Annotated in this window: 21 protein-coding genes and 1 pseudogene; 18 read left to right on the top strand and 4 right to left on the bottom strand. The window is 70.8% G+C overall.

All coding sequences use genetic code 11. The annotated features are described in order from the left end of the window. Nucleotides 1-524 precede the first annotated feature (524 nt). The 5 genes from IH09_RS15580 to IH09_RS15560 all read left to right on the top strand — a co-directional run bounded on the left by IH09_RS15580 (nucleotide 525) and on the right by IH09_RS15560 (nucleotide 5300). A complete protein-coding gene (locus IH09_RS15580; protein WP_240150801.1) occupies nucleotides 525-1559 on the top strand; it encodes an ABC transporter ATP-binding protein in 1035 nt (344 codons plus the stop codon). Continuing rightward, nucleotides 1556-2329 carry an ABC transporter permease gene (locus IH09_RS15575; RefSeq protein ID WP_052856842.1) on the top strand — a complete coding sequence of 258 codons (774 nt, stop codon included), beginning with the start codon at nucleotides 1556-1558 and terminating at the stop codon, nucleotides 2327-2329. Before IH09_RS15580 ends, IH09_RS15575 begins: the two co-directional genes overlap by 4 nt. Next, entirely contained in the window at nucleotides 2326-3117 is a 792-nt protein-coding gene (locus IH09_RS15570) for an ABC transporter permease (RefSeq protein ID WP_052856841.1), read from the top strand. Before IH09_RS15575 ends, IH09_RS15570 begins: the two co-directional genes overlap by 4 nt. Before the next feature lie 450 nt (nucleotides 3118-3567). Then, nucleotides 3568-4719, top strand: a complete 1152-nt coding sequence (locus IH09_RS15565) for an NAD(P)/FAD-dependent oxidoreductase (RefSeq protein ID WP_052856840.1) — start codon at nucleotides 3568-3570, stop codon at nucleotides 4717-4719. 17 nt (nucleotides 4720-4736) lie between these two features. Then, the gene (locus IH09_RS15560) at nucleotides 4737-5300 is read left to right on the top strand and encodes a hypothetical protein (protein ID WP_052856839.1); all 564 of its coding nucleotides are present in this window, start codon (nucleotides 4737-4739) and stop codon (nucleotides 5298-5300) included. A 441-nt stretch (nucleotides 5301-5741) separates the two neighbouring features. Here IH09_RS15560 and IH09_RS15555 read toward each other — a convergent pair whose 3' ends face one another. Together IH09_RS15555 and wecB are read right to left on the bottom strand one after the other, a co-directional pair. Continuing rightward, nucleotides 5742-6686, bottom strand: coding sequence for an LLM class F420-dependent oxidoreductase (locus tag IH09_RS15555; RefSeq protein WP_052856930.1), 945 nt, complete (start codon nucleotides 6684-6686; stop codon nucleotides 5742-5744). A 193-nt stretch (nucleotides 6687-6879) separates the two neighbouring features. Continuing rightward, a complete protein-coding gene (gene wecB / locus IH09_RS15550; RefSeq protein WP_052856838.1) occupies nucleotides 6880-8034 on the bottom strand; it encodes a non-hydrolyzing UDP-N-acetylglucosamine 2-epimerase in 1155 nt (384 codons plus the stop codon). 492 nt (nucleotides 8035-8526) lie between these two features. Between wecB and IH09_RS15545 the strand changes: the two genes are divergently transcribed. The 11 genes from IH09_RS15545 (at nucleotide 8527) to IH09_RS15500 (ending at nucleotide 18985) form a co-directional block, all read left to right on the top strand. After that, complete coding sequence (locus tag IH09_RS15545) at nucleotides 8527-9726, top strand: DegT/DnrJ/EryC1/StrS family aminotransferase (protein ID WP_052856837.1); 1200 nt, start codon at nucleotides 8527-8529, stop codon at nucleotides 9724-9726. Beyond that, nucleotides 9723-10898: a glycosyltransferase family 4 protein gene (locus IH09_RS15540; protein WP_052856836.1), complete on the top strand. Its 1176-nt coding sequence runs from the start codon at nucleotides 9723-9725 to the stop codon at nucleotides 10896-10898. Before IH09_RS15545 ends, IH09_RS15540 begins: the two co-directional genes overlap by 4 nt. A 50-nt stretch (nucleotides 10899-10948) precedes the next feature. Next, nucleotides 10949-12049: a glycoside hydrolase family protein gene (locus IH09_RS15535; RefSeq protein ID WP_052856835.1), complete on the top strand. Its 1101-nt coding sequence runs from the start codon at nucleotides 10949-10951 to the stop codon at nucleotides 12047-12049. A 25-nt stretch (nucleotides 12050-12074) separates the two neighbouring features. Further along, nucleotides 12075-13385, top strand: a complete 1311-nt coding sequence (locus IH09_RS15530; protein WP_052856834.1) for an aminotransferase class III-fold pyridoxal phosphate-dependent enzyme — start codon at nucleotides 12075-12077, stop codon at nucleotides 13383-13385. 13 nt (nucleotides 13386-13398) lie between these two features. Continuing rightward, complete coding sequence (locus IH09_RS15525; RefSeq protein WP_094792430.1) at nucleotides 13399-14388, top strand: dTDP-glucose 4,6-dehydratase; 990 nt, start codon at nucleotides 13399-13401, stop codon at nucleotides 14386-14388. Next, on the top strand, nucleotides 14370-15023 hold the full coding sequence (locus IH09_RS15520; RefSeq protein ID WP_052856832.1) for an HAD family hydrolase: 654 nt from the start codon (nucleotides 14370-14372) through the stop codon (nucleotides 15021-15023). The genes IH09_RS15525 and IH09_RS15520 overlap by 19 nt, the downstream gene beginning before the upstream one ends. Next, nucleotides 15020-15187: a hypothetical protein gene (locus IH09_RS39055; protein WP_190233304.1), complete on the top strand. Its 168-nt coding sequence runs from the start codon at nucleotides 15020-15022 to the stop codon at nucleotides 15185-15187. Before IH09_RS15520 ends, IH09_RS39055 begins: the two co-directional genes overlap by 4 nt. A 59-nt stretch (nucleotides 15188-15246) precedes the next feature. Continuing rightward, nucleotides 15247-15900: a GNAT family N-acetyltransferase gene (locus IH09_RS15515; RefSeq protein WP_172450741.1), complete on the top strand. Its 654-nt coding sequence runs from the start codon at nucleotides 15247-15249 to the stop codon at nucleotides 15898-15900. Between the two features lie 595 nt (nucleotides 15901-16495). Continuing rightward, nucleotides 16496-16888 (top strand): GNAT family N-acetyltransferase, encoded by a 393-nt coding sequence (locus tag IH09_RS15510; RefSeq protein ID WP_052856830.1) that lies wholly within the window; start codon nucleotides 16496-16498, stop codon nucleotides 16886-16888. Between the two features lie 266 nt (nucleotides 16889-17154). Further along, on the top strand, nucleotides 17155-17466 hold the full coding sequence (locus tag IH09_RS15505; RefSeq protein ID WP_052856829.1) for a putative quinol monooxygenase: 312 nt from the start codon (nucleotides 17155-17157) through the stop codon (nucleotides 17464-17466). A 367-nt stretch (nucleotides 17467-17833) separates the two neighbouring features. Further along, entirely contained in the window at nucleotides 17834-18985 is a 1152-nt protein-coding gene (locus tag IH09_RS15500; RefSeq protein WP_052856929.1) for an MFS transporter, read from the top strand. Between the two features lie 183 nt (nucleotides 18986-19168). Here the strand turns inward: IH09_RS15500 and IH09_RS15495 are convergent. Both IH09_RS15495 and IH09_RS15485 read right to left on the bottom strand, forming a co-directional pair. Then, nucleotides 19169-19766: pseudogene (locus IH09_RS15495) on the bottom strand (ankyrin repeat domain-containing protein). A 363-nt stretch (nucleotides 19767-20129) separates the two neighbouring features. After that, nucleotides 20130-20675 carry a GlcG/HbpS family heme-binding protein gene (locus tag IH09_RS15485; RefSeq protein WP_052856827.1) on the bottom strand — a complete coding sequence of 182 codons (546 nt, stop codon included), beginning with the start codon at nucleotides 20673-20675 and terminating at the stop codon, nucleotides 20130-20132. 414 nt (nucleotides 20676-21089) lie between these two features. On the opposite strand from IH09_RS15485, the gene IH09_RS15480 reads away from it, so the two are divergent. Beyond that, a complete protein-coding gene (locus IH09_RS15480) occupies nucleotides 21090-22580 on the top strand; it encodes a sensor histidine kinase (protein ID WP_110952325.1) in 1491 nt (496 codons plus the stop codon). Next, complete coding sequence (locus IH09_RS15475; RefSeq protein WP_052856826.1) at nucleotides 22577-23224, top strand: response regulator; 648 nt, start codon at nucleotides 22577-22579, stop codon at nucleotides 23222-23224. Before IH09_RS15480 ends, IH09_RS15475 begins: the two co-directional genes overlap by 4 nt. Nucleotides 23225-23412: the final 188 nt, after the last annotated feature.

Below are 23412 nucleotides of genomic sequence, written 5' to 3'. Positions count from 1 at the left end.
TATTTCTCGAAGTTCCGCACGGCCGACGGCTCATGGATGGTGCCCAGGGGGTGCCGACAGGGCCTCCTTGCTTCACCGCCCCGCGCGCCAATTCGATCTGGCACGACGTCAGTTGGGGCGGTAGGGTCGGCGACGATCACGGACGCCCGTCCCATTGAAAGGACATGTGGGTCCTTACGGCTAGCTATGAGGCACTGCTGGGAGAAGAGCAAGTAGTGCGGCAGTCGTGTATCGGCTGCTTCCGCCATATAGGTGTGGGGGATTATGCAGAGTGGCACGTCGAGTGATCCCGAGATCTGCTGGGACGGCGAGTTCCGAATCCGTGAACCCAGTGCAATCGTTGATGCGGCCGAATGTATTCCGGACCCCATGGATTTCCGGAATCTCCGGGATTTCCGAAGGAACGGCGTCGGTGGGCGTGCTCGTACAACGCCTCTCCGCGACGGACGGCGTCGCTCGACGTCGTCCTCCAGGCGCCCCGGCCGTGCCGGCGAGGACATCGCGGGACCCGGATCGGACCGCCGATGAGCGAATGGCCCACCACCGACACCGAACAAGGAGCCAAGCGCATGATCGAGGTCACCGGCCTCGGCCGAGTCTTCGTCAAAAAGGGGCGGCAGGCGAAGCGTGCCAAGCAGAGCGGACCGACGGCCCAGGACAGCCGCGTCGTCGCACTGGACAGCGTGAACCTGTCCGTTCCCGAGGGCGAGACCCACGGCGTCCTCGGCCCCAACGGGGCGGGCAAGACCACCCTGGTCAGAATTCTCAGCACCATGCTCCTGCCGACCTCCGGCCGGGCATTGGTCGCGGGACACGATGTGACCACGGAGGCCGACCAGGTCCGCCGGCGCATCGGGATCGTGTTCGGCGGCGACAACGGCCTGTACACCCGGATCACCGCCCGCCAGAACCTGGTGTTCTGGGCGACGATGTACCGCGTCGACGCGAGCGTGGTGAAGCGGCGCAGCCAGGAGCTGCTGGAGCGAGTGGGGCTCGCGGACCGGGCCGATGAGCCCGTGGAGGGCTTCTCCCGCGGTATGCGACAGCGGCTACACCTGGCGCGGGGCCTGATCGGTGACCCGGCCGTCCTCTTCCTCGACGAGCCCACCATGGGCATGGACCCCCTCGCCACCCGGGACTTCCGCGACCTGGTCCACGAGTTGAAGGCCGAGGGGCGCACCATCCTGATCACCACCCATGACATGTCCGAGGCGGAGGCGCTCTGCGACCGGGTGTCCCTCGTCGACCACGGATCGATCCTCGTGACCGAGCCGACCGCCACCATCGGACGGATGCTCTCCGGACACGACCGGATAGACGTCACCCTGAGGGAGGACCAGTCGCCTCTGCTGTCCGAACTCGCCGGGCTGCCGCAGGTGGAGCGCGTCGACAAGCTGTCGGAACCGGGATCCGTACGGATCCACACCGTATCGGCCGACGCCAACCCCGTCGTACTGCGCTGGTTGCTGGACGCGGGCATCGACGCACTGCGGACGGGGCGGCCCACTCTGGAAGAGGTCTACGTCCACCTCGTGGGGAACCGGGGGCTGACCGTATGAGCGTGCGCGTCATGGCGGCCGCGGCCAAGGTGCAGTGGAACACGAGCATGCGGGCGCCCGAGCACATGCTGATCGTCGTCACGGCACCGGTCATGTCCGTGATCTTCCTGTCCATCGTGCGCTACAACGACCGCGACGACCTCGTGGCCAACGCGGTCATCGGCACCGGATTGTTCGGTATCTGGTTCGTGGCGGTGGACGTCGCCGGCGGCGTCATCCAGAACGAGCGGTGGATGTCCACCTTGGATCTCGTCCTCGCGGCGCCACGGGCCTTCGCCCTGGTCGTCTGCGGACGCATCCTGCCCGTGATGCTGATCGGCGCCTTCACCCTGGCGGAGTCCTGGCTGGTGGCCACGGTGGGCTTCGGGGTCCAACTGCCCGTGGCGCACCCCGGTATCGCGCTGATCGCGCTGATCGTGACGTTGCTCGCCACCGCCTGCACGGCGACGATGCTGGCGACGTTCTTCGTGATCAGCCGCGATACGACGATCTACCAGAACGCGCTGAGCTATCCCTTCTACATCCTTGGCGGCGTGGTGTTCCCGCTCTCCGTTCTGCCGGACTGGATCCAGCCCCTGGGACGCGTGATCTTCCTGTCCTGGTCGGCCGATCTGCTGCGCGACAGCCTGTCCGGTGACGAAGTCCATGACGTGGTGCCGCGCCTGGGGGCGATCGCGGGTCTGGGCGCCATCGCGCTCCTCCTCGGCATCGTCCTCATCCGCAAGGCCGCGGACCGCGCCCGGCGCACCGGGATGGTGAGCCTCGCATGATGGTGAAGCAGGTCATCGGCCAGGCCGCATTCGTGGGCTTCGCCGAGTTCAAGCACGTCTACACCCCCAAGACTTGGCTCACGGGATGGATGCTGCGCCTGGTCAGCCAGGTGGTCTTCTTCGGCCTGGTGGGCAAGATGGCGGGCGACCGGATCACGGCCGAGTACGTCCTGCTGGGCAACGCGGTGACGGTGATCGCGATCGAGGCCACGCTCGTGATCACCACGGCGTCGCTGGAGCGGTACCAGGGGACCTACCCCATGCTCGTCGTCTCGCCCACGAACATGGGGCTGGTCTACCTCGGCCGCGGTCTGCACTGGGTGCTGGCCGGACTGGGCAGTTCCGCCCTTGTCTTCGCGCTGGTGTGGGCGCTCTTCCGGCCCGACTGGAACTGGCGGGTCGCTGTCTTCGCCCTGCCGTGCCTGATAGTGATCGGGCTCGGTGCCTATGTGTACGGAGCAATCCTGGCCGCGTGTTCGCTGCGCCACTACAAGTTCCGCTGGGTGTACCTGAATTTCGGCTTCATGGTCCTGATGACCTTCTGCGGTACGAACGTTCCGCGGTCTTTCTGGCCGGCGCCGATCGAGTGGGCCACCCAGGTCCTGCCCCTCTCGCACGGACTCACCGCCATGCGCACCCTGGCGGCCGCCGGTCCGCTCTCCGATGTCCTCGGCCAACTGGGGCTGGAGGTCTGTGTCGCAGCCCTGTGGGCGGCACTGACGCTGCTGTTCTTCGAACGCATCGCGAGCAAGGGCCGCCGGGACGGGTCGCTGAACTTCACGTCATGACGCTGCCGGGCGGTGGTGCAGGGCGAACAGGCCCGGCACCACCGCCCGGCAGGTATGCGCCGGCAGGAGTTCGCTGTACGGGCAGCCCCGTTCACCGCGCAAGCCGCCCTATTCCTTTCGTCCGTCAACACCGTCCATAGCCGTGCGGTGCCGTCTCGTGCGTCAATCGGTGAATTCCCGGAGCGCGTATCCCGAATGAGGGAAATGCGATGTATTCTTACCAGGGTTACGCCCGCTCTCCTTCCTTTCGGAATCGCGGGCAGAGAAACATCTCGCCTCTTCGGTGATTGTCTGTTCCCAGGGAATGATCTGGATTTCCCGGGCCCCGCCGCCGAGTTGAACTCTTCGAGGCCGCACCCGTTGCTCTTCGCATGCGGCGGCCGGCTTACCCAAGACCGTCCCGTGACACCTCCCTCCGCCCCGCACCACCCCTGAAAGGAAGACGGCCCGATGAGCCGCAATATCCGTGTGGACGTGGCAGTGGTGGGCGATGGCCTGATCGGCATGTCGACCGCCCTTCATCTGCGTCGCCGGTATCTGTCCGTCGCCGTCATCGGTGGGACGACGCAAGGTCGTGCGTCCACCGCGGCCGCGGGCATGCTCACCCCGGCGTGCGAGTACGACCCCTGGATGCCGCAGGAGTTTTACGAACTGCTGCGTGAGGGTCTCGACTACTACCCCCCCTTTCTGTCCGCCTTCGGCTTCACTCCCGAGTCGGTCGGGTTCCGCTCCACCGACTTCACCCTGCTGGACCTCGTGGAACGCCCGGACAGCCTCCAGTCCCGTACGGAGTGGATGGACAAGTACGGCATCGAGAACAGGTGGCTCAGCCCCGCGGAGGTCTGCGACGCGGAGCCGCATCTGTCACCTCGGACCTTCCGCGGGGCCATCCGCATCAAGGACGAAGCGGTGGTCAACCCGAGGGCTCTGCTCCAAGCGATGACGGAGTGGGCGTCCGCCGAGGAGTGCCCGGTGCTCGTCGGTGGCCTGACCGGGGTCGATGACGAGCACGGCCGGCTGCGCCTGACCACGGGCGAGGGCGACACGGTCATCGCCGACCAGGTGGTCATCGCGGCGGGCTCGTGGAGCGGGCAGGTGGGCCGCGCCTTCGGCCTGGACATTCCTGTCTGCCCGGTGAAGGGGCAGATCGTACGGCTGGCCGGCCCTCCCGGACTGCTGCGGAGCGTGGCGTTCATGCCCAGCGGCGGCTGCGGATCGATCGTGTCGCGGTCACCCGGCGAATACATCGTGGGCACGAGCGAGGAGTACCTGCGGCCGGAGACGGACAACACGGCCGGTGTGGTCGGCACCATCCTCAGCCGGCTCTGCGCCGTCGTCCCCGAGGCGGCGGAGTGGCGCATCGAGGAGATGTGGAGCGGCTTCCGCCCCATGACCTCGGACGAGCTCCCCATCCTCGCGCGGGCGGACGACCCCAGGATCGTGGTGGCAACGGGACATCACCGCAACGGGGTGCTGCTGACCGCCGTCACGGGCCGGCTCGTGGCGGCACTGATCGACGACGAGGCCCCCGGTCTGAGCCTGGACCGCTTCCGCTACGGGCGTCCGCTGCGCCCGCACACCCGATTCGCCACCAAGTACTGACGGGCCCGGAGACTGCCATGAATTCCTTCACCATCCGTGCGGCGCGGCCGCACGCGGACGAGACGACGGCCCTTCTCGACTGGAGCGTCGGCCACCTCGACGAGCTGGAGCGCTGGGCCATCCGCCGCCAGGTGCCCGTTCCGGGGCCGATCCTGGCCGGGATCCGGCGCCGGTACGCCGAGGACGGCGGCCGGGCACCGGAGCCGGTTCCTCCCGTCTGGGACCGGGAGCCGGACTCCGTCCCGGCCGGACAGGTCCCCGAAGCCGCCCTGCTGGCCGCGCTCGAACGTGATCTGCTGTTGTATGCGGCGTCCTTGGCGGAGGGACGTATCGACGATCTGACGGTGACGACGGTGCCGGGCGTTCCCGCGGCGTTCTACGCCCCGCAGAGCCGTCGGCTGTTCTTGCCCGACTGGTTGGCCGAGGCGGTGTCCGGCCGCCTCTTCGCACCGACGGCGCTCTTCCCCGAGCCGCCGTCGGCCACGGTCTCGTGGCTGTTCTTCCAGAGCCTGGTCCTCACACCGCCGTCCCTGCCGTCCGGTCCGGCGGCACACGTCCTGGGCATCCGGGAGTCCGACTGAGGTCAGGCCCTCCTCGCCGGGTCACCAGGGCCTGCTGTCCGTCGTGGTCAACGGGCTTGCCGGAGGCCGCCGGTGCGGAGGGCCGTGGCGCGGAGGCGGATTCGGGCGGGGTGGTTGTCGGCGGGGCGTCGTAGCGGGTGACGACGCCCCGCCGGCCTTTCGACCTCCGGATCCCCCGAACCGCTCACGCCACCGCACGGGGGCACGGACCCGTCTGCCTCTCGGCAGGAACGGATCGATGAACTCACCTTCCACAAAGGTGAGTTGCCCACACGTCACACTGCTGCCCCGCCGGACCGCCCCGCGTCGGCGCCCGGCCCGGGTTCCGCGAACGGAGACCGGCCCGGCCGTCCGACTGGCTGTCCGTCGAGGCCCATTCCGCCGCGATCCGATCCGACCCGAGCCGGGGCGGGGCATGCGGCGGCAGTGCGAAGTTGCCGGTCAGCGGGGGAGGGGCAGCCCCGCCAGTTCGGCCACCTCGGCCAGGTCGTCGAGGAGTTCCAGGTCGAGGGGATTGTTGATCTGCGCGTAGAAGCGGACGGCGCCGGCGTCCCGGTATGCGCCCAGGACCTCAGCCACCTGCTTCGCAGACCCCACGGCGCCGAAGCCGGCGATCTCCGCGGCGGGTTCGCCGGTGTCGGCCACCCGCCGCGCCAGCGTGGTCCGGTCGCCCCCGGGGCACAGGACGAGCGACGCGGACACGGTGATCTCCCGGGGATCGCGTCCGGTCTCCTCACAAGCCACCGCCACCCGCCGCGCCGCCGCCCGCACCTGATCGGGGGTGGTGAACGGAGCGTTGAACTCATCGGCGTAGCGCGCCGCGAGACGCGGTGTCCACCGCTTGCCCAGCCCGCCGACGAGGAGCGGCGGGTGCGGCGTCTGATGCGGCCGGGGCAGCGCCGGACAGCGCTCGAGGTGTATGTGCCGCCCCTGGTAGGTGACTTCCGCTCCCGGCGGGGCCGTCCACAGCCGCCGGATCACCTCCAGCGTCTCCTCAAGGCGGGAGAACCGCTCCGTGACGGAGGGAAGGGGGATGCCGTATGCCTGGTGCTCGCGTTCGTACCAGGCCGCTCCCAGGCCCAGCTCCAGACGGCCGCCGCTCATCACATCGACCTGCGCCGCGGTCAACGCGAGGACGGACGCGTGGTGGAACGTGACGGCGGACATCATCGTGCCCAGTCGGATGCGGTGCGTGTCCCGGGCCAGGCCGGCCAGCAGGGTCCAGGCGTGCAGCGGCCCGGGACCGGGGGACCCGTCGCCGATGCGGACCAGGTGGTCGCTGGTCATGAGGGCCTCGAAGCCGAGCTGCTCGGCCCGTTGGGCGAAGGCGCACACGGCGTCGTAGGTGGTGCCCTGCTGGGGCTCGACGAGCAGACGGAGGGTCATGGCGTCCATACCTTTCCTCGTGGCTGATCCGGGACATGCGGGGAGCGGGGCGCCCGGTGGATACCGGGCGTGGTGTCACGGCGGTGGCGCGCTCGTGGCCTGAGATCATCGGCCGCCCGGCGTCCCGCGACAACCCGGGCGATGACGATCCGTACGGCGCCGGCCGGCGGGTGCCGGTCCGGGCCGTCCTCGGTCACCGGTACGTCCGGAGTTCGGCCGACGCGTCGGGAGAAGACAGCCAGCGCTCGCGCAGTGCCTCCAGGCACCGTGCCGCGGCGTCCCCCTCGCCGTAGCAGACGATGCCCGGACGTCGCATCGCCTCGTACGCCTCGGGGTCGTCGAGCAGTCGGCCGACCTCTTTGACGATGAGTGCCGGGTCGGTGCCCACCAGCCGGGCGCAGCCCGCGGCGATGCCCTCGGGGCGCTCCGTGCGGTCCCGCAGCACGAGTACGGGCTTGCCCAGCGTCGGTGCCTCTTCCTGCACGCCACCGCTGTCGGTCAGGACCAGCACGGCCCGGTGCATCAGCCGGATGAACTCGGAATAACGCAACGGCTCGCAGAGCAGCACCTGCGAGAGGGAGGAGAGGTGGCTCCGGAAAACACGGCGTACTTCCGGATTGGGGTGCAGCGGGATGACGAAACGCAGCGTGGGCCGGGAGCGGCACAGTTCCGCCACGGCGGCGGCGACCCGGCCCATGGGGATTCCCCAGGACTCTCTGCGGTGCATGGTCAAAAGGACGGTCTGCCGGCCCTCGGTGAATGCGTCCAGCTCACGGTTGGCGGAATCGCCGGGACGGTCCAGCACGAGGTGCATTGCGTCGATCACCGTATTCCCCGTGACATACACGTCATCGGAACGGACCCCTTCGGCGAGAAGGTTGCCCGCGGCGTCGGCGGTCGGGGCGAAGTGCAGATCGGCGAGCTGGGTGATAAGTCTCCGGTTGATCTCCTCGGGGAACGGCTCGAACCTGTCTCCGGTGCGCAGGCCGGCCTCCAGATGGGCGACGGGTATCCGCTCGCATGCCGCGGCATAGGCGGCGGCGAACGCGGTGCTGGTGTCTCCCTGTACCACGGCGACGTCCACGAGTTCGTCGAGCAGGGGGTCTCCCAGTTCGCCGACGATCCGGCTCGCCATGGCGCTGAGCCGCTGGCCGGGACGCATGATGTCGAGGTTGTGCCGGGGACGTAGTCCGAAGAGCTCGTTGATCTCGTCGAGCATGTCCCGGTGCTGGCCGGTGGTGATGATGACGGGCTCGAAGCCGGGGTCGGCGTCGAGCGCGAGCACCAGCGGCGCGAGCTTGATGGCTTCGGGGCGAGTTCCGTAGACGATCCCCACGCGCAGGGCCATGTGTTCCTTCTTTCGGGCGCCGAACAGCGAAGAACTGAACGGAAAGCCGACTCTCAGTTCACTGACTTCGACCTGAAACGACTTGCAAACAACGCTCTGGACTTCCCCGTCGCAGGGTTGATTGCGCTTGACATGCAAGGGAAGTCGAAACGGGTGTTGGGCGCGATGCGGCCCTTATGTTCGCCGAGGTGCGCCAGCCTTTTCCCGCAAATGGCGGGCAGTTTCGATCTGGGAAGCCTTACACACACCCGTTGTCCGGTCAACGAGCTTTCGGGGAGCTTGATTTGTTGCCTCTTGCGCGACGGTCCGGTCGCTGTGTTAGCGTGCGGCGCACTCCGGCTGCGGTACATGAGTAAGGCCAGCCGGCACGTGATGGACAACCGGCACGTTCTTTCTCAGGTCTGTAATGACTGTCCGACATGCACGCTGCGTCTGTGCGCGTCCATGAACAATCTCGGAAAAGAGAGATCGGGGACCCGTGTGAACCATGCTATGGAAATCATTCACGCTGGTGGGGACGGTACGCTTCTTTCGTTCGGCCGCCCCACCTATGACGAACGCGAGATCGAGGCCGTCGTAGCCGCCCTCCGTTCCGGGGAATTGGCCACGGGGGTTACCACCAGGAAATTCGAGGCGGAATTCGCCGAATCCTTCGGCTTCGCCCACGCCCTCGCGGTGACGTCCGGCAGCACCGCGAATCTCCTGGCCTGCGCGGCCATGCTCGAACTCGGCCGGGCCCGGCCGGGCGACCGGGTCATCGTGTCCGGCGCGACCTTCGTCAGCGCGGTCACGCCCGTCGTCCAACTCGGCCTGGTCCCCGTCTTCGTCGATGTGGCCGCCGGCCATGTCAACGTCGACCTCGACCTGGTCGAGCAGGCCGTCGTCGAACACGGCGCGCGCGGTGTGCTGTTGCCGCACACTCTCGGCCAAGCGCTGCCGATGGACCGTCTCGCCGAGATCAAGCGCCGCCACGGTGTCTTCGTCATCGAGGACTGCTGTGAATCGCTGGGCGCCGCCGACGGGTCCACCCCGGTGGGCTCCGCCGCCGACGTGGCGACCTTCAGCTTCTACGCCGGCCATCACCTCACCATGGGCGAGGGCGGTGTGGCGGCCGGCCACTCCGCGGAGATCGACTCCGTCCTGCGCAGCCTCCGCGCCTTCGGACGGAACCCGGACTACCGGCTCGGGCGCTTCGAGCACCCGGTGGACGACCGTCCGCTGGCCCCGGAGGAGCGGTACATCCACCTCAGGCTGGGCTACAACGCCAAAATCACCGACTTCCAGGCCGCGTTCGGCCGCGTGCAGCTCACGCGCCACGCGGAGCTCGCCCGGCAGCGGCGGCAGCTCGCCCAGGAACTGGTGCCCGTTCTAAGGGAGTTCGGCTGGGGTGTCCTGGGAGACCCCGTCTCGCCGGGCGCCTCGCCCTTCGCGGTGGCGACCCTGCTTCCGGAAGGGCTGCCGCTCACGCGCGCCGTCGGCGTGCTCATCGAGCACGGCATCGATCCGCGCGGCTTCCTCGGCGCGTCCCAGCCGCATCAGCCCTGCTTCGACGGCGTGACCAAGGTCGTCCACGAGCCGTACCTCCATACGCGAACGCTGGCCGAGCGGGGGCTGCTGCTGGGCTGCCCGCCCCGGACCGACCATGTGGCAGCCGTCAAGGCGCTGCGCGGAGCCCTGGAGTCGCTGTCATGAAGATCCTGCTCGTGGCGGAGAAGTATCCCCCCATCGTCGGCGGCGGCGAGACACACCTGCACCAGCTGGCCGAGGGGCTGGTGACGCGTGGCCACGAGGTGACGGTGGCCACCGAGGCCGTCCCCGACGGTCCGGAGCGCCGGCTGTACCGCGAGGGAGCGGTGCGCGTCCACGAAGTCACCGGGCTGATGGACGCCTGCCAGCGCCTGGACGCCAAGGCGGCGGTGGCCAGCCTGCACTCCGTGCTCACCACCGGCGACGCAGACCTCGTCCATGTCTTCAACTACGTGCCGGCGCTCCTCACCAGCTGGCTCCGGCCGGCGATCGGCGCCAAGCTCGCCGTCTCGCTGTTCGAGACCCATATGCCGGGGCAGCGGGTCTTCGACCTCTGGGGCGACTACCCGCTGGAGCGGTCCCTGCAGCGCGGGCTCGTCGACAACCTCCGGGCCGATGTGATGGTATGCGGCTCGCAGGCTTACCGGCGCTGGGCACTCGACGCCGGCTTCACGGACGACGACATCCACGTCGTGGAGTTCGGCACCGACCTCGACCGCTTCCGTGACGACGGCGCCGCCCGCGCCCGCTGGCGTAACCGCCACGGCGTCGCCGACGACGAAACGGTCTTCCTGGTCCCCGCGCGGCCCGTACCACGCAAGTGCATCGAGGACGCCGTGGCCGCGCTGGCCCACCTGGCCGGGCGGCACCCGCGGGCCCGCCTCGTCCTGACCACCCCGACCGCGCGCACGCTCGACTCCTACGCCGAGAAGCTGCGGGCCCTGGCGGACGAACTCGGCGTCGCGGACCGGGTGATCTGGGAGCAGGGACTCTCCTGGCACGACATGCCCATGCTGTACGCGGGCGCCGACGCGGTGGTACTGCCCTCCTCTCACGAGGGGTTCGGCATCGCCCTCGTCGAGGGAATGGCCGGCCGGCGCCCCGTGATCACCTCGAATGTCGAGGGCCACGACGAGGTCATCGATCACGAACGGACCGGGTTCCTCTACCCGGCCCGCGACGTCGAGGCACTGGCCGGGTGCATGGCGCGCGTCATCACCTCGGACCTGGAGAACCTCGTGGCGGCGGCGCACGCCGAAGCGGTGCGCCGCTTCTCGTCGACGGCGGTCGCCGCCGGGCACGAACGGGCCTACGAAGTGGCGTGTGGCCAGCGGTGACCGGACACGACGTCAAGCACCCGTCAGCCCCTGAGACCGAAGAGCGGGATATGAGTTCACACCAAGCCCTGGCCGATCAGACGTCGCAGGTACCCCCCGAACGCGAGGACCGGTTGGCCAGGGCACTGGCCGCCTGGCTCCGCGGCGGCGGCACCCAGCGGGCCGACGGCGCCTACTGCGGATGGCAGGCACCCGACGGCCGCCTCTCCTACCCGTATCCGGAGATCACCGGATACATCCTGACGTTCTTCGCCCACGAGACACTGGACGCGTCCGAGCGGCAGCGGGCGGACGCGGCGGCCTCGTGGCTGGCCGACCGCATCGACAGCGGGGACTACTCGTGCCGTCCCGACCACGGCGACGGCGGAGTCTTCCTCTTCGACATCGGCATGATCACCCACGGTCTGCTCTCCTACGGCCGGCGCACCGGTGACCAGCGACTGCTCTCCTCGGGACGCGCCGCGGCCCGCTTCCTCCTCGACCACCTGCCGACCCGTGGCCACCCCCACCCCCTGGCCACGGGACACCGGCCCGAAGGAACCGAGCCGACCTGGTCGAACTCCGGCAGCGCCCATCTGCTCAAGCTTGTGCAGGCACTGATCAGCGCGGACGGCGCGGGCGTCACCGGAGCGGCACAAGCCGCCGAACGGCTGGTGGACACCGTGCTCGCCGACCCCTGCCCGCCCTCCGCGGCGCCCGTCACGACCTGCCCGGACAGCGATCTGATCAGCCTGCACGCCGCTTGCTACGCCGCCGAGGGCCTGTGGATCTGGGACACGGCCCGCCGCCGGCCGCAGGCGCGGGAACGCGCGGTCCGCATCACCGAGTGGGTGTGGCAACAGCAGCTCACCGGGGGCGGCTTCACCACGTACGCACACCGCACGGGCGGCCCCGCCTCCGACCGGATGCAGTCCGACGTCCTGGCTCAGGCGATACGCCTGGCCAAGTTGCTGGACCTGCGCCCCGACGGCCTCGGCAGTGCGGTCTCGACGCTGGCCAACAGCCTCCACACCTACGACGACAAGGCAGCGGTCCTCTACCGGCCCCAGGCCGCCGAGCCGCACCGCAACAGCTGGAGCTCCATGTTCGCCGGCCAGGCCCTGCGCCTGTGCGGCGGCGAGGCCGGTCTGGCCTGGCACGAACTGGTCTAAGGCGCCCCTGCGAAAGGCTCACGACATGAGTGACTCGGTTCTGCTGTCGGCGCGTCAGCCACTGCCGCCGATCGACTACAGCCATGCCGCGGGAGCATGGATCCACACCGCCGAAGGCGACAGTCTGCTGGACGCGGCCAGCGGTCTGGTGTGCGTCAACATCGGCCACGCCCACCCGCACGTGGTCGAACAGATCACCCGCCAGGCCCGCACCGCCACCTTCGCCTCCCCCGGGGTGCTGCTCCCGGCGGTGCAGGAAGAGCTGGCCGGCCGGCTGACCGAAGCCGTCAACCGGCCGGGGGACGGAGTGAGCCTCGCCTGCTCCGGAACCTCCGCGGTGGAACTGGCCATCTCCTACGCCCGGCTCATCCAGCGCTCGCGCGGCCAGGACGGCAGGCATCACATCCTCACCGCCCGGCTCGGCTACCACGGCAACAGCGCGCTGACCCTGGGGCTGTCCGGACACCGCCGACGGCGCCCGCACCCCGACGACGCCCTGGGCCTGGCACCGGCCTTCGACCCGCCCTACCCGGGACACCACCGCGACTGCCCCCACGACCGGTGCCGGGCGAGCTGTGCCGACGCCGTGGCCGAGGCCATCGACCGCCGTGGGCCCGAGTCCGTCGCGGCCGTACTCATCGAACCGGTCAACGGCACGACGGGCGGCGCCTATACGCCACCCCCCGGCTATCTGGCGGCGCTGCGCCGGGCCTGCCACGAACGCGGTGTGCTGGTCATCCACGACGAGGTCCTGACCGGCCTGGGACGGACCGGCCTGCCACTCGGCGCGGACCACTGCACGGACGCGGCGGCGGACATCGTGGTGCTCTCCAAGGGACTGTCCGCCGGATACCTTCCGCTGGCGGCGGTGCTCGTGAACCCCGAGGGAGTGGCCCGGCTCCGCTCCGGCCCCCGGCCACTGCCCCTGATGGGCACCATGTCGGCGACCCCGCTCCAGGCCGCGGCGGGGCTCGCGGTGCTCGATGTGCTCGGCGAGATCGGCGCGCTGGACTCCACTCGCGTCCGGGGCGGGGACGTCGCCGCCGCCGTACGGGCGGTGGCAGCACTGCCCGTGGTGAAGGAGACCCGGGGAGTGGGCTACTTCCACGCCGTGGAGCTGGCGCCCGGCACCCAGGCCGCCGCCCTCGCCGCCGCCCGCGACGAGCGGCTGCTGCTGTACCCCTTCAACGGATTCCACGCCGACGGCACGGGCGAAGGACTGATCGTCGCTCCTCCGCTGAACTCCACCCCGTCCGAAGTCGAATTCCTGGCACAGGGGCTGCGCCGTGCGCTGGAGCGCACGGCCGCCCGGTCCGAAGACCGATCCCACCGCTGAAAGGCACCTCTTGATGTCACCCACGACCACGCACTGGGCAGGACGCCAGGTGCTCGTCACGGGAGCCGACGGTTTCATCGGTTCGCATCTCACCGAGACCCTGGTGAGCCGCGGCGCCCGAGTCACCGCGGTCGTCCGACGCGTCTCGGCCGCACAGGTGACGCACCGGCTCCGCAATCTCTCCGCCGCGACCGTCGACGCCCTCGAACGGGTGGTGCACGTGGACCTCGCGGGACCTTCGGCGGTCGACGTCCTCGGCCGGCTGGAGGCCGACACCTGGTTCCACCTCGCCGCGGACGCCTACGTACCGGCATCGCTGGACCAGCCCGCCGATGTGGTGCGCACCAATGTGATGTCCACTCTCCACGTCCTGCTGGCAGCCCAGCAGCGGCAGCCCGCGCACCTCCTGGTGACGAGTTCGAGCGAGGTCTACGGCAGCCAGCCGGACGCGATCACCGAACGGCATCCGCTGGAACCGGCCACGCCCTACGCGGCGTCCAAGGTGGCCTGCGACCGCCTGGCCTGGTCCTGGCACCACACCTACGGCCTGCCGCTCACCATCGTCCGGCCGTTCAACAGCTACGGGCCCCGCCACGTCTATGACGCGGTGCCGCTCTTCCTGGCCAGAGCGCTGCGGGGAGAGCCGATCACCATCAACGGCAGCGGTGAGCAGACGCGCGACCTCACCTTCGTCGCGGACACCGTCGCGGGGTTCCTCGCCCTGGCGGAGCTGCCGGCCACCGGCGAGACGTACAACATCGGCACCGGCACGGACCACCGCATCATCGACGTGGCCCGCGCCATCGTGGCCCTGACCGGGTCGCAGAGCGAGATCGTGCACGGCCCGCCGCGCTCCGGCGAAGTGCTCAAGCTGCAGGCCGATCCGGCGAAACTCACCGAGGCCACCGGGTGGCGTGCCGAGTACGACCTGGCCAGGGGCCTGGCGGACAACCTGGTCTGGATGCGGGAACACGTGGAGACGGTATGGCCGACACGATCCTGATGGACGCCGGCGGCGTCCTCTTCAACAACGTCACCGAAGAGACGGACTTCCTGGACCGCCTCGCCGCCCGGCACGGTGCCGACACCCAGCGGCTGCGCGGGGAGATCGACGCCCGCGACGCCGCGTACGAGACCGGGCGTGCCCATGTCCACGACGTCCTGCGCGACGCCCTCGCCGCCGCGGGGGCCCCGGCCGGCGTCGCGGTGGACGCCCGGTGGCTGGACGACCTGTACCGGGACTGTCTGGCCGTCCACCCCGGGGCGTTCACGGCGATCGACGGTATCCGCCGGCACCGCCCCGACATCCTGCTGGTACTGACGAACAACGAGGCCGCCCACTGGGACCGGGTCAAGGACGACCGGTACGGGCACCTCGGACGCTTCGACGTCATCGCCTCGTCGTGGCAAGTGGGCGAGGTCAAACCCACCGGGGAGTTCTTCGAGGCCGTCGCCCGGCGGTGCGGCCGCCCGCTCGACGACGCCGTCCTGCTGGACGACAACCCGGACGTACTCGCCGAGGCCCGCCACCACGGCCTGCGCACCCTGCACGTCGAATCGCCCGCCACGCTCCCCGAGGCAGTGGCCCGCCTTCTGGACTTCCCCGCCACCGCGGCCGATACGAAGGGCCGGACATGAACGCGACCTCGCCCGAAGACATCCCGGCCGCGCAGCGCACACCCCTCCTGCCGGAGCAGCGCCGCTTCCTCACCACCGCGATCCCCAACCTCCAGGGCGGGGGCGGACGCCGCGGAGTGCGCTCCCACCTCATCGGCCACGGTCGCCGGGGCCTGCTGCGATGACGGCCGCCGCCGCTTCACCGGAGGACCTGGCACCGATACAGGCACGGACGCTGTTCGTGATGCGGGACGGCAGACTCACCGCGATCAACGACGTCGGCCGCCCCGCCCCGCCCCGGTGCTTCCTCTCGTACACGGCCACCGCCGTGACGGCGTGGACCAGCACCGCCGTGCCGGCGGACCTCACCGACGAGCTGGACCGATGGGCCGCGGACCAGACCCCGGCCCCGCTGACCGAGCTCGTCAGCCCCCCGGCCGGCGCGCTCCGGCTGCTGGCGCGGCACGCCCCGGTGACGGAGAGCTTCGTAGGCCCCGCCTACGCCGTGCCCGACTCCGCAGACACACCGGCGCCGCCAGGCATCACCCTGCGGGACTGCGGTCCGTCGGAGTCGTCCCGCTTCCGCGAGACCTTCCCGGAAGTGGCCGACACCCTCGCCGAACGGCAGCCGACCGTCGCCGCGTTCGACGGCCACCGAGCGGTCGCCGTCTGCTGCGCGGCCCGCGACGGCGGCGAGGCATATGAGGCGGGCACCGAGACACTGCCGAGCCACCGCGGCCGCGGCCTCGCCTCGGCACTGGTGACCCGCTGGGCCCGGCTGGTGCGCGCACGTGGCGCCCGGCCGCTCTACAGCACCGAATGGGACAACCACTCGTCCCTGTCCGTGGCGAAGCGGCTGGCCATGGAGCTGTACGCCGTCAACGTCAGCCTCTACTGACCCTCCTGACCACCCCCGACCTGCTGCCGGCCGCACGTTCCGTGGACGCGGCCGGCGGCGGAAAGGCCGAACCCCGGGGCCGGACAACGAGATGGCCCGAGACCTGCTGCGCCGTGCCCGGAAGCCGTCCGGGACGACGCGCACACCACCCCACGACAACTCGTCCGCGAACTGGTCGACAGCGGCGACACCGGCGAGATCCTCTCCCTCAGCCGCATCCTGGAGAGCGGGGGACCACTTCCCGGCGCGCCCCGCAGCAGAGTGGCGCTGATCGGCAGTTTCACCGCTGCCCTTCTCGGCCGGGTCCTGCGCGTCACCTTGCGCCGGTGCGGGATCGACGCCGTGGTGGACGTCCACGGCATCGGACGGTACGGCAGCCGGACCGCGGATCCGGGCAGTGACCTCTACCGCAGCGACCCCGACACCGCCTTGGCGACACACCTGGCCGGCCACGCCCGGTACGGCGCGCATCGCGGCATCGAGATTCTCAGGCGCCGGACGTTCGGCCGCGCGGACGGTCAACTCCCCGCAGGCGGCGCCTACTCACTCGGAAACCCGGTCAGTGCCGCGCTGGGCCGGGACATACGATGGCGGCGTGACGATCACGTACGAATGGCGGGGTGGCTTCGACAACGCCGCTCTCAACGCACTGCACGCCGACGGTTTCGGTCCCCCAATCGCGCAGACCGACTGGCGAACGCGGCTTGAGCGCCACAGCCTCGGCTGGGTCTGTGCGTGGGAGGACGGTCTGATCGGATTTGTCAACGTCGTCTGGGACGGCGGAGCCCATGCCTTCATCCTGGACACGGTCGTCGCCCGGCACTGCCGGTCGAGAGGAGTCGGCGCCGCGCTCGTCGCCAAGGCGGCCGACGAAGCCCGTGCCGCGAACTGCGAGTGGTTGCACGTCGACTTCGAGGAGCACCTGCGCGCGTTCTATTTCGATGCCTGCGGCTTCAAGGAGACGACGGCCGGGCTGATCGCCCTGTAACGAGGACGCCCAAGCCCTCGGCTGTTTCCTACGACCAGGGGAAGACGCGCCGGACAAACCCAGGGTGGATGGGCGATCGTGAGGCCCTGCTTGATCACACGAGCGTTCCCTCAGAACTGATGGGGATCCGCGCATCCTTCTGGCTCCGCTGACCGCGATGTCGTGAAACCGAAGGCCGGAGCGAGCGATGAAGGATCGTTTACCCTGACTGGTTGTCCGAGCCTGCGCGCCACCGGCGGGGGCCCAGCCCATTCCTGAGGAGCAAGTTGTTCGACCTCATCGTCATCATCCGGGTCCCCGAGAGCACCGACATCGCCCCCGTTGCCGACGCCCTGTCCCGGATGCGCCCCTTGTGTCTGGCGGAAGACGGCTGCGTCAGCTGGGAGGCGTACCACTCACACGAGGAACCCGGCCGCTTCGTCCTGGTCGAGCGCTGGGCCAGCCGCGCCCACTGGGAGGCTCACGATGCCGGTGACGCCATCCAGAAGATCTACATCCCGGAGCTCATGCCGCGCATCGAGCGCGAGGTGCATCCCAGCATGCGCGTACCCAGCAAGCATGAAGCGGCAACTGGGTGAACCCGTCGCGTTGTTGGGCCGAATCCGGCGGACACCCGAACCCGGGAGCGCCCGGCCTTGATCCGGGAGAGCGCGGCGACGGGGCTGCGGAGCAGGCCGGCCCAGGGCGCAGCCGGTAAGGATGGAGTAGTGCCCCGACCGTCGCCGTTCCACAACCGGCCTGTTCCACGGAACAGCAGCGGTCAGAGCCACCTTCACCTCTCCCCGTCACGGCAGATGAATTCGGTTGCGGCGGGACCGGTGAGCCCGGTGGGGTACCCCCATGGACGGTGCCATGGAGCAGGTGCGACGGGCGAGGTCGGGAAGAGACCGTGTCGTCACGGTGCAACCGGCTCCATGGCGCGGGTCGGCGGTGCTCGTAGCCCTGATGCTGGCGGCCTTCACCTTCAACACCGCGGAGAACCTGCCGGTCGGCCTTCTGGAGCCCATCTCCGAAAGCCTGCGGGTGTCCGTGTCAGCGGTCGGTCTCCTGGTCACCGGCTATGGCGTGACGGTGGCCGTCGCGTCCTTGCCGCTCGCCCACCTCGTGCGGGCGGTGCCCCGACGGCATGTGCTCACGGGACTACTGGCCGCGCTGGTCCTGTCCAGTCTGCTTGCGGCGCTGGCCACCTCCTACTGGCTGCTCCTCGTGGCGCGGCTGCTGACCGCACTCGCCCAGGCGCTGTTCTGGGCGGTGATGGCGCCGGTCGCGGTGGGGTTGTTCGCGCCCGAGGTCCGCGGGCGGGTGGTCGGGGCGCTCTCCGTCGCCGGTTCGCTCGCCCTCGTGCTCGGCGTTCCCGCCGGGACCTGGCTGGGCCGGCAGAACGGCTGGCCGGTGCCGGTAGCCATGCTGGCGGCTCTGGGACTCGGCTCTCTGGTGACGATCGCCGTTCTGCTGCCGACCTCGCGTCCGGAAGAAGAGCCGGCCGCCTACGGAACCCGTCCCGACGCCCGCCGGTTCGGGATCGTGCTGGCGGCCGGAACCCTGTCCGCCACCGGGGCGTTCACGGGATACACGTACCTCACGAAGTTCCTCGGCGACGTGAGCGGGTTCTCCCCGAGCACGGTCACCGCCCTGTTCGTGGCCTTCGGTGTGGCGTGCCTGGCCGGGGTGAGCATCACCGGGGCACTGCTGGAACGCTTTCCACAGGCTGCGCTGACCACCGCCGTCGCCACACAGGCGGTGGGCATGCTCGGCCTGTACGCGGCCGGCACCGACCCGGTGGCGGCGGTGGTGTTCCTGGTGCTGACGGGCGGTGCACTCGGGCCGGTGTTCATGACCACCCAGAACGCCATGCTGCACTGCGCACCGGGCCGCACCGATATCGCACTCGCGGCCAACTCCGGTGCCTACAACGCCGGTATCGCGACGGGCGCCGCGCTCGGGGGCCTCGTCCTCCCGCTCGCCGGCGTACGCGGCACCTTCCTCGCGGGCGGGCTGCTGACCCTTGGGGCCTGCACGGTACTGCTTGGCGGACGTCTGCTGGCTGGGCGGGCCACAGGCGGAAGAGGGGCGGGGAACGGTGGGCGGTCGGAATAGCCTCCTGCCGTCGGTCAGTGATCAAGCACCTTAGGTGCGGCTGTCTGATGGCGAAGTGGCGCCTGCTCGGTGACTGCCGTCATTCCGCCGCCCCGCCCCGCCCCGAGGACGGTGAGCGACCGCACGGCCCTGCGGTGTCGAGTCGGGGCCCCGGCCGTGCCCGCGCGGGGGCGGCGTCGCGCCTCACCGTAGGTCCCTCAGGAGCCCGGCGATCTCCGTGAAGCCGCGCCGCTCGGCGTGCTCCAGGGCCGTGACGCCGTCGCCGTCCGGGAGGCCGGGGGTGGCCCCCGCCGCGATGAGCAGCTCCACGATCTTCTGGTGTGCGCGGCCGCCGTCACCGAGGATCACGGCTTCCAGCAGGGCGGTCCAGCCGAGGCGGTTGACGTGGTCGACGTCGATGTCGGTCTCGCGCAGCAGGGCGCTTACGTAGTCGACGTGGCCGCGTTCGGCGGCCGGGATGAGGGCGATGCCGCCGAAGCGGTTGCGCAGCTTCAGATCGGGGCCCGCCGGGAGCAGGACGCGCATCATACGGACGCTGCCGGTGACGCCGGTGACCAGCCAGGGGCTGTCGTCGCGGTCGTCCTGGGCGTTCGGGTCGGCGCCCGCGGCGACGAGCGCCTCGGCGGCGGCCACATGATCGCCGAGCGCGGCGAGCAGGAGGGGGGGTGCGGCGGTGCCGGTCGCGGGCCTCGGTGCGGGCACCGGCGGCGAGGGCGGCCCGCACGGCGTCGGCGTCGCCGCGCTCGGCGGCATCGAGCAGGGTGCGGTCGTTCGGGGTCATGGCGGCTCTCCTCTTGACTGCGGTTCTCCCCAGGGCGGAGACCGTGGCTGCCGTGATTCTCCCGGCGGAGATCCTGGCGGCCGAAATCCTGGTGACGGAGATCCGGACGGCGGTCGGCAGCGGCAGCATGGGCGGGGTCCTTCAGGTTCTTTCCGGTGCCATGGGGGTGTTTTCCGGGGCCGTCCGAGCCCGTACGGGCGCCGGGTGCGGACGGGGCCCGTACGGTGCGGACCGGGCTCGTGCGGAGGCGGGGTGCGACCGGGGCTCGTACGGAGCCACGGAGCCACGGAGCGACGGGGCCGGCGGTACCCGGCATGGGGGAGCCGGATACCGCCGGGGCCCAGGGGGCGGACGGGGCAGGTCCTAGCCGAGCGCGGCCACGCCGGCCTGAGCGAACTTCTCGTCCAGGTCGCCGGACGGGGCGCCCGCGACACCGATGCCGGCGATCGGCGCGTTCTTGGCCGTGACCGGGGCGCCGCCCGCGAGGAACAGGGTGCCCGGGATGTCCTTGAGGTTCGGGGTCTGCTCAAGGCGCTTGGCCAGCTCGGAGGTCGGGGCGTTCCAGGAGACGGCGGTGTACGCCTTCTTCTCGGCCGAGACGTAGGACTGCGGGCCCGCGCCGTCGCCGCGCAGGGTGACGACGGTGTTGCCGTTGCGGTCGACGACCGCGACGGTGACGTGCTGGTTCTCCTTCGTGGCGGCGTCGAGGGCGGCCTGCGCGGCCTTGGTGGCGGCACCGATCGTGAGATGGGTGGACGTGGTCGTGGCGGTGGTCTGCACGTTCGCCGCGGGCCGCGCGGCCGTGGCGGCGCTCGCCGAGACGGTGCCGAAGGTGCCGGCGGCCACGGCCGCGAGGGCGACGCCGGTGGCGATGCGGGCACGCCGGGAGTACTGGGAGATCTTCTTCATGGCTCGGCAACTCCTGGGAATCGTGGGCGGCGTCGGTGCGTCGACGTCCGTCGGGTGTCCGGTGCTCCGGCTTCGGCGCCGGGTCCGGTGCGGACCCTGGTGTCCGGGTCCGCTGACCGGGAGGGCGTTCGTCCTGCGTCGCCGTCCCGCTCCGGTAGCCATCCTGGGTCCGGATCCGGGGTCGGACCGTCGGCGTACCGGCTGGCTCCGGCGGGCCGAGCGGTCGATGCGGGGGTCAGCCGATCGGATGACCCCGGCGTTCTGCGGGTGCCGGAGAATAGGGGTGTTTGCCCATGTCATTCGGGGTTGTTCGGGCTGGTCAGGAGGGGTTTCTCGCGCGAGTTCCCGACAGCGGAGTGAGTTCATCAGCCGGTGCGAGTTCCCGGCGCGAGACGAGGAGGCGGGGAAGCGGAGATGCCCGCATACCGGCGCCGGGCCGCCGACCGTCGCGCACCGCGGCGGTCTCAGGCCACCACCGCACCGTCCGAAGCCACGGTGTCGGCCACGAAACGGGCCGATGCCACGAAACGGGCCGACGCCACGACATCGCTCGGAGCCACGACACCGGCCGACACCGCGACACCAAGCCAAGGCCCGGACCAAACCTCAGACCTGGCCCCGGCCACCGCATCGACCGGCCCGGCCCCGGCCACCGCGCCGACCGGCCCTGCCCCGCAAGCCGACCCCGACGCCCCTGACGACGCGCTGCTCGAAGAAGCCGTCGACCCGGACGCGCGCTGGCTCAGCGCCGTGCTGCACGGGGCGTTCTTCCTGCTCCTCGGCTCGTCCCTGGCCCGCTTCCTGATACGCCACAGCGGCTCGGCCCAACTCCCCTGGATCACCGCCCTGAGCGTGGTGCTCGCGGTGCTGTACGTCCTCGGGCCCGGCCGGGATCTCCGCCCGGCTCCGCGCGCCCGGCTGCCGCGCCACACCTGGCTGTGCGCCGTCGTCACCGTCTGGGTGGTGCTCGTCGTGCTCGCGCCGAGCTTCGCCTGGTGCGCGGTGCCGCTCTTCTACACGGGCCTGCGCACGCTGCGGCCACGCGCCGCGATCGGCCTGCTCACCCTGCTCGTCATCCTCGTGGTCGTCGCGCAGCTGGAGCTGTCGGGCCGGTTCGACCCGGACCTGGTGTTCGCGCCGCCGGCCGTCGCCGCGATCGCCACGGGCGTCTTCATCCGGATGGAACGCCAGTCCGCCCGCCAGCGCCGCCTCATCGACGATCTGATCCGCACCCGCCGCGAACTCGCCGCGTCCGAGCGCCGTGAGGGGATGCTGGCCGAGCGGCAGCGCCTGTCCATGGAGATCCACGACACCCTCGCCCAGGGCCTGTCGAGCCAGCAGATGCTGCTCCAGGCGGCGGCGCGGATCTGGGCCACCGACCCGGTCAAGGCCCGCGCCCACGTCAGGACCGCCGAGTCCATCGCCGAGCACAACCTCACCGAGGCCCGCCGCTTCGTGCACGATCTCGCCCCCGCCGACCTCGCGGGTGCCGGCGGACTCGACGAGGCGCTGCGGGCCCTGGCCGCACGCGAATCCGGCGACCGTCTCACGGTGCGCGTCCACATCGACGACGGCAGCAGAAGCCCTCGCCTGCCCGACCGCGTCCAGTCGGCGTTGCTGCGGATCGCCCAGGGTGCCCTCGCCAACGTCCGCGAGCACTCCGGCGCCACCACCGCCGCGCTCACCCTCACGCTCCTCGACGACCAGGCCGTCCTGGACGTCGCCGACGACGGCCGCGGTTTCGACGCGGCCGGGCCGCCCGGCACCGCGGCCGGGGTGCGCGGTCACGGACTGCCCGCGATGCGCGCCCGGGTGGGCCAGCTCGGCGGCACACTGACCATCGAGTCGGCGCCCGGCGAGGGCGCCGTACTGTCCGCCGCGATCCCCCTGGAGACGCCGTCATGACCGGCCCGGCAGCCCCCCGCCCCGTCCGCATCCTGGTCTGCGACGACCACGTCGTCGTACGGGCCGGCCTGCTCGCCCTCCTCGACAGCGCACCGGACATCGAGGTGGTGGGGGAGGCGGGCACCGGCGAGGAAGCCCTGGCGCTCGCCGCGAAACTGGCGCCCGACGTGGTCCTGATGGACCTGCAACTGGGCACGGGCATGGACGGTGTGGCGACGACGCGCCGCCTGACCGCGGGCCCCGGCGCCACCCCGCACGTCCTGGTCCTGACCACGTACGACACCGACGCCGACATCACGCGGGCCATCGAGGCGGGCGCGACGGGCTATCTGCTCAAGGCCGAGCGCCCGGAGGAGCTGTTCTCCGCCATCCAGGCCGCGGCGCAGGGCCGTACGACGCTGTCGGCCCCCGTCGCCAGCCGGGTCATGGCCCGTATGCGCAGCCCGCGCCCCTCCCTCACCGACCGCGAGCGCGACATCCTCGCCCAGCTCGCCCAGGGCCTCGGCAACCGTGACATCGCGCGCGCCCTGTTCATCAGCGAGGCCACGGTGAAGACCCACCTGGGCCGCATCTACGACAAGCTGGGCGTGGATACCCGGGCGGGCGCGGTGGCGGTGGCAAAGGAACAACGCCTGCTCGGCTGAGCGAGGAGACCCGGTCGGCCGACCACGGCCCGCACGACATCGGTGATGCGGTTGGTGTTGCCGATCGCGGGTGTCACTGCACCGCGGGTGGGCGAGGGCCGGCCGGCGGGCGCCGCTGCCGTGTGCCGAACTCCCCTTGCTGGGCGGCGAGTTGTCATTCCCGGCCTCGCTGCGTGCGGATCGGCATC

This window comes from Streptomyces celluloflavus (assembly GCA_000720995.1).
Taxonomy (GTDB): domain Bacteria; phylum Actinomycetota; class Actinomycetes; order Streptomycetales; family Streptomycetaceae; genus Streptomyces; species Streptomyces celluloflavus.
The sequence above is the reverse complement of the archived record's forward strand: the minus strand, read 5'-3'. Positions and strand labels throughout refer to the sequence as shown.

Coding starts and splice junctions, on each gene's coding strand:
- IH09_RS15580 (WP_240150801.1), top strand. CDS start 525: ATGAGCGAATGGCCCACCACCGACACCGAACAAGGAGCCAAGCGCATG.
- IH09_RS15575 (WP_052856842.1), top strand. CDS start 1,556: ATGAGCGTGCGCGTCATGGCGGCCGCGGCCAAGGTGCAGTGGAACACG.
- IH09_RS15570 (WP_052856841.1), top strand. CDS start 2,326: ATGATGGTGAAGCAGGTCATCGGCCAGGCCGCATTCGTGGGCTTCGCC.
- IH09_RS15565 (WP_052856840.1), top strand. CDS start 3,568: ATGAGCCGCAATATCCGTGTGGACGTGGCAGTGGTGGGCGATGGCCTG.
- IH09_RS15560 (WP_052856839.1), top strand. CDS start 4,737: ATGAATTCCTTCACCATCCGTGCGGCGCGGCCGCACGCGGACGAGACG.
- IH09_RS15555 (WP_052856930.1), bottom strand. CDS start 6,686: ATGACCCTCCGTCTGCTCGTCGAGCCCCAGCAGGGCACCACCTACGAC.
- wecB (WP_052856838.1), bottom strand. CDS start 8,034: ATGGCCCTGCGCGTGGGGATCGTCTACGGAACTCGCCCCGAAGCCATC.
- IH09_RS15545 (WP_052856837.1), top strand. CDS start 8,527: ATGGAAATCATTCACGCTGGTGGGGACGGTACGCTTCTTTCGTTCGGC.
- IH09_RS15540 (WP_052856836.1), top strand. CDS start 9,723: ATGAAGATCCTGCTCGTGGCGGAGAAGTATCCCCCCATCGTCGGCGGC.
- IH09_RS15535 (WP_052856835.1), top strand. CDS start 10,949: ATGAGTTCACACCAAGCCCTGGCCGATCAGACGTCGCAGGTACCCCCC.
- IH09_RS15530 (WP_052856834.1), top strand. CDS start 12,075: ATGAGTGACTCGGTTCTGCTGTCGGCGCGTCAGCCACTGCCGCCGATC.
- IH09_RS15525 (WP_094792430.1), top strand. CDS start 13,399: ATGTCACCCACGACCACGCACTGGGCAGGACGCCAGGTGCTCGTCACG.
- IH09_RS15520 (WP_052856832.1), top strand. CDS start 14,370: ATGGCCGACACGATCCTGATGGACGCCGGCGGCGTCCTCTTCAACAAC.
- IH09_RS39055 (WP_190233304.1), top strand. CDS start 15,020: ATGAACGCGACCTCGCCCGAAGACATCCCGGCCGCGCAGCGCACACCC.
- IH09_RS15515 (WP_172450741.1), top strand. CDS start 15,247: ATGCGGGACGGCAGACTCACCGCGATCAACGACGTCGGCCGCCCCGCC.
- IH09_RS15500 (WP_052856929.1), top strand. CDS start 17,834: ATGCTGGCGGCCTTCACCTTCAACACCGCGGAGAACCTGCCGGTCGGC.
- IH09_RS15485 (WP_052856827.1), bottom strand. CDS start 20,675: ATGAAGAAGATCTCCCAGTACTCCCGGCGTGCCCGCATCGCCACCGGC.
- IH09_RS15480 (WP_110952325.1), top strand. CDS start 21,090: ATGCCCGCATACCGGCGCCGGGCCGCCGACCGTCGCGCACCGCGGCGG.
- IH09_RS15475 (WP_052856826.1), top strand. CDS start 22,577: ATGACCGGCCCGGCAGCCCCCCGCCCCGTCCGCATCCTGGTCTGCGAC.